This is a genomic window from Herbaspirillum sp. UBA812, assembly GCF_002296545.1.
Lineage (GTDB): Bacteria > Pseudomonadota > Gammaproteobacteria > Burkholderiales > Burkholderiaceae_D > Herbaspirillum > Herbaspirillum huttiense.
Genome location: NZ_DBIC01000047.1, coordinates 1 through 4,461, shown reverse-complemented (window position 1 = coordinate 4,461; position 4,461 = coordinate 1). Strand labels below are relative to the sequence as shown.

The following is a 4,461-nucleotide window of genomic DNA, read 5'->3' as shown; positions in this document are numbered from 1 at the left end:
TCGTGCTGGTCAACCTGTCCGGCCGTGGGGACAAGGACATGCATACCGTGCAACAGCATCAGGGTTGATCCCCGGCCTGCCCGCACGTGCCGACCGGCTCTGTGGAGCCGGTCGGCAGTTTCGACAAAAAACTTCATATCATCATGTCCAGAATCCAGACCACCTTCTCCCAACTGGCCGAGCAGAAGCGCAAGGCGCTCATTACCTTCATTACCGCTGGTGACCCGGCCCCCGAGCTGACCGTGCCGCTGCTGCACGCACTGGTGGCCGGCGGCGTCGACATCCTCGAACTGGGTGTGCCGTTCTCCGACCCCATGGCCGAAGGTCCGGTGATCCAGCGCGCCTGCGAACGCGCCTTGAAATTCGGCATCAGCACCCACGACGTGCTGGGCTACGTGCGTGAATTCCGCAAGACCAACAGCCACACCCCCATCGTGCTGATGGGCTATGCCAATCCCATTGAACGCTTTGGCGTGGATGCCTTCATCGCAGCGGCCAGCGAGGCGGGCGTGGATGGCACCATCGTGGTGGACTATCCGCCCGAGGAATGTGAAGAATTCTCCCAAAAGATGCAGGCCAAGGGCATGGACCCGATCTTCCTGCTGGCCCCGACCTCCTCGGAAGAACGTATCCGCCAGGTGGCGGCCGTCAGCAGCGGCTTCTGCTATTACGTCTCGTTGAAGGGCGTCACCGGTGCCGGTCACATCGACACGGCCGAAGTGGCCGAGCGCATCGCCGCCATCCGCCAGCACGTGAAGCTGCCCATCGCGGTAGGCTTCGGCATCCGTGACGGCGCTACCGCCCGCACCGTCGGCAGCGTGGCCGATGCGGTCGTGATCGGCAGCCGCATCATTGCCGAATTGGAAAACACCCCGCACGACCAGGCCTGCGCAGCGGTGCAAGCCTTCGTCACCGATATCCGCCAGGCGCTGGACGCCTGAGCCGCAGCGTCCCCGGTCCGGTAGGGCAGGGGAGCGCAATGAGGAGCCTCCGGCAGCGTCCGGGGGCTTTGTTTTTTGATTCGGCGCAAGCGGGCAGCGTACATTTTCTTGCTCGCCGGAAAGCATGACCGTGCTTTACGTCCGCCGCCGGTGGGCTCTGGTACAATGCGCGCCACCGGAAACATCTATGAGGTCTCTATGAGCTGGCTCGAGAAGTTATTGCCACCCCAGATTCAACGCGGCTCCACCAGCCGCAAAGCCATCCCGGAAGGTTTGTGGGTCAAGTGCCCCTCCTGCGAGGCCGTGCTGTACCGTACCGACCTGGAATCGAACCTGCATGTCTGCCCCAAGTGCAGCCACCACATGCGCATCCGCGCCCGCGCTCGTCTCGATGCCCTGCTCGACGAAGGCGGCCGCTATGAGATCGGCCAGGAAGCCCTGCCGGTCGATACCCTGAAGTTCAAGGACAGCAAGAAGTACCCCGATCGCCTGAAGGACGCCATGGAATCCACCGGCGAAACCGACGCCATGGTGGTCATGGGCGGCGCCATCATGACCTTGCCGGTCGTGGTGGCCTGCTTCGAGTTCGAATTCATGGGCGGTTCCATGGGCTCCGTGGTCGGCGAGCGCTTTGCGCGCGGTGCCCAGGCCGCACTGGAACAGAAGGTCCCCTTCATCTGCATCACCGCCACCGGCGGTGCGCGCATGCAGGAAGGCCTGCTGTCGCTGATGCAGATGGCCAAGACCACCGCCATGCTGACCAAGCTGTCGGAAAAGAAGCTGCCCTTCATCAGCGTGCTGACCGACCCGACCATGGGCGGCGTCTCGGCGTCCTTCGCCTTCATGGGCGACGTGGTGATGGCCGAACCCAAGGCCCTGATCGGCTTTGCCGGCCCGCGCGTGATCGAGAACACGGTGCGCGAGAAGCTGCCGGAAGGCTTCCAGCGTGCTGAATTCCTGGTCACCAAGGGTGCCATCGACATGATCGTCGACCGCCGCAAGATGCGCGAGGAAATCGCCCATCTGCTGGCCCTGCTGCAAAATCAGTCCGCCGAAACGGTTTCCTGATTAGCCGCTATACTTCAGGCCCGGATTTGCAGAAGTGCAAATCCGGGCTTTGTCTTTTCGACATCCGCAAGCCGTAATCCGTAATCCGTTTTTCGAGCAGCAGCTTCACCGACCGAGACGCGCCATGACTTCCCAAGCCTCCCCGACTCCCGCCACCTTGAACGAATGGCTGGCCCTGCTGGAACAACGCCACTTCAAGCAGATCGACATGGGCCTGGACCGTGTGCAGGCCGTGAAGGAAAAGCTCGACATCCGCTTCGACTGCCCCGTCATCATGGTGGCTGGCACCAATGGCAAGGGTTCCACCTGCGCCATGCTGGAATCGATCCTGCTGCGCGCCGGTTATCGCGTGGGCCTGTACATCAAGCCGCATTTCCTGCATTTCAATGAACGCGCCCGCTTGTCCGGCGACATGGCCAGCGATGCCCAGCTGATCGCCGCCTTCGAGGCGGTGGAGGCCCAGCGCGGCGACATCTCGCTGACCTATTTCGAATTCACCACCCTGGCCATCATGAAGCTGCTGGCCGATGCCCGGCAGGATGTGGTGATCCTGGAAGTCGGCCTGGGCGGCCGCCTGGATGCGGTCAACGTGATCGATGCCGATGTGGCCATCGTCACCAGCATCGACATCGACCATACCGAATACCTGGGCGAGACCCGCGAAGAGATCGGATTCGAGAAAGCCGGCATCTTCCGTCCTGGCAAGGTGGCCGTGTGCGGCGACCCGGTGCCGCCCAAGTCGCTCATCGCTCACGCCGAGAAGATCGGTGCCGACCTGTGGCTCATGGGCCGCGACTTCAACTACCAGGGCGACAAGCAGCAATGGGCCTATGGCGGGCGCGGCATGCGCCGCAATTCGCTGGCCTATCCCAGCCTGCGCGGTGCCAACCAGATCCTCAACGCCTCGGCCGCCCTGGCCGCGCTGGAAGCCCTGCGCGAAGTGTTGCCGGTGGGTGCCCAGGAAGTGCGCACCGGCCTGGCCACGGTGGAGCTGCCGGGCCGCTTCCAGGTGCTGCCGGGCCAGCCGCTGGTGATCCTGGACGTGGCCCACAACCCGCATGCGGCCGCCACGCTGGCGCAGAACCTGGACAACATGGGCTTCCACCCCTACACCTATGCGGTGTTCGGCTCCATGCTGGACAAGGACATCGAAGGCGTCATCGGCCACCTCAAGGACAAGATCGACCACTGGTGCGTCACCGACCTGCCGCTGCCGCGCGCGGCCAGCGCGCAACAGCTCAAGGAAGCCCTGCTGGGGGCCGGCGTGCAGCCGGAATTCAGGCGGGACGCGGCGCGCAGCGTAGAAACCTTCACTACACCGGCCGAGGCGTATGCAAATGCATTAAGCAGAGCAGGGGAGAATGATAGAATTGTGGTTTTCGGGTCCTTCCTGACCGTAGCCGGCGTCATGCAGGCGCGCCGCCCTGGTCTGCACTGATTCCGAACCCGCGTTCCGGAGCCGGCCGCCCTTGCCAGGCGGTGCCAGGACCTGAGTGGCCAGGCAGGTTTTCCACGATTTCCAGATCAATTCAAGACGACTCCGCATGGGCTTGTTCTCGTTTTTCCGTAAAAACAAGCAGGATTCTTCTGCTGACCAAGGGTCCTTCCGTTCACGTTCCGAGGAGCAATCTTCCGTCATCCGCAGCCGTAGCAGCCGCAGTGCGGCCGGTGGTGCCGCCGGTTCTGCCCGCAGCAGCCGCAGCAAGGCCGGCAAGGATGCTGCCGCCGATCCGCTGTTGCCGGAAAAGAAACGCGCCCGCCGCCGCCTGATCGGTGCCGTCGCGCTGACGCTGGCCGTGGTGATCGTGTTGCCGATGATCCTCGATTCCGAGCCCAAGCCGCTCAACGACGACATCGCCATCCAGATCCCGTCCAAGGACCAGCCGGCTTCCGGCGTGGCCCAGCCGGGTGGCCGTGATGCCAAGCAGGCTTCGCTGGACCAGAAGGAAGAGATCGTCGAGCCGTCCAGCATCGCCCCTGAGCCCGCAGCAGCGGCCACGCAAGCTGCCCCGGCCCAGCCGGTGACGCCGCCGGTGGCCGCCGTGGCACCCAAGGTGGTCGAGAAGCCGGCTGACAAGCCGGTGGAAAAGCATACTGAAAAGCCCGCTCCCAAGGCCGAGGAAAAGAAGCCGGCCGTGGCCGAGCACAAGGAAGAACCGAAGAAGGAAGCCGCCAAGCCCAAGGCGCCTGCGCACACTGCCGACGACGATGCCGCACGTGCGCTGGCCATTCTGGAAGGCAAGCCCGCCAGTGCGGCTGCAGCTCCGGCCCCGGCGGAAAAGAAACCGGCTGCGGCCGGTGGCAAGTTCGTCATCCAGGTGGCTGCGCTGGCCACCCAGGACAAGGTCAATGAATTGCGCAACAAGCTCAGCGCCGCCGGCATCCATTCGTACACGCAAAAGATCGCAACCGAGGCAGGAGAGCGCACGCGCATTCGCGTCGGCCCCTTCGC

The 4,461-nt window shown here is 64.0% G+C and carries 4 protein-coding genes; all 4 read left to right on the top strand.

Translation table 11 applies throughout. The features are described 5' to 3' along the window. Nucleotides 1–143: 143 nt before the first annotated feature. Nucleotides 144–941: a tryptophan synthase subunit alpha gene (trpA, locus tag B3873_RS02815; RefSeq protein WP_209534439.1), complete on the top strand. Its 798-nt coding sequence runs from the start codon at nt 144–146 to the stop codon at nt 939–941. A 198-nt stretch (nt 942–1,139) separates the two neighbouring features. After that, nucleotides 1,140–2,009, top strand: a complete 870-nt coding sequence (accD, locus tag B3873_RS02810; protein WP_034331674.1) for an acetyl-CoA carboxylase, carboxyltransferase subunit beta — start codon at nt 1,140–1,142, stop codon at nt 2,007–2,009. 124 nt (nt 2,010–2,133) lie between these two features. Beyond that, the gene (gene folC, locus B3873_RS02805; RefSeq protein ID WP_134222964.1) at nt 2,134–3,447 is read left to right on the top strand and encodes a bifunctional tetrahydrofolate synthase/dihydrofolate synthase; all 1,314 of its coding nucleotides are present in this window, start codon (nt 2,134–2,136) and stop codon (nt 3,445–3,447) included. A gap of 55 nt (nt 3,448–3,502) precedes the next feature. Then, a partial coding sequence (locus B3873_RS02800; RefSeq protein ID WP_286863922.1) for an SPOR domain-containing protein occupies nt 3,503–4,461 on the top strand: 959 nt, incomplete at its 3' end.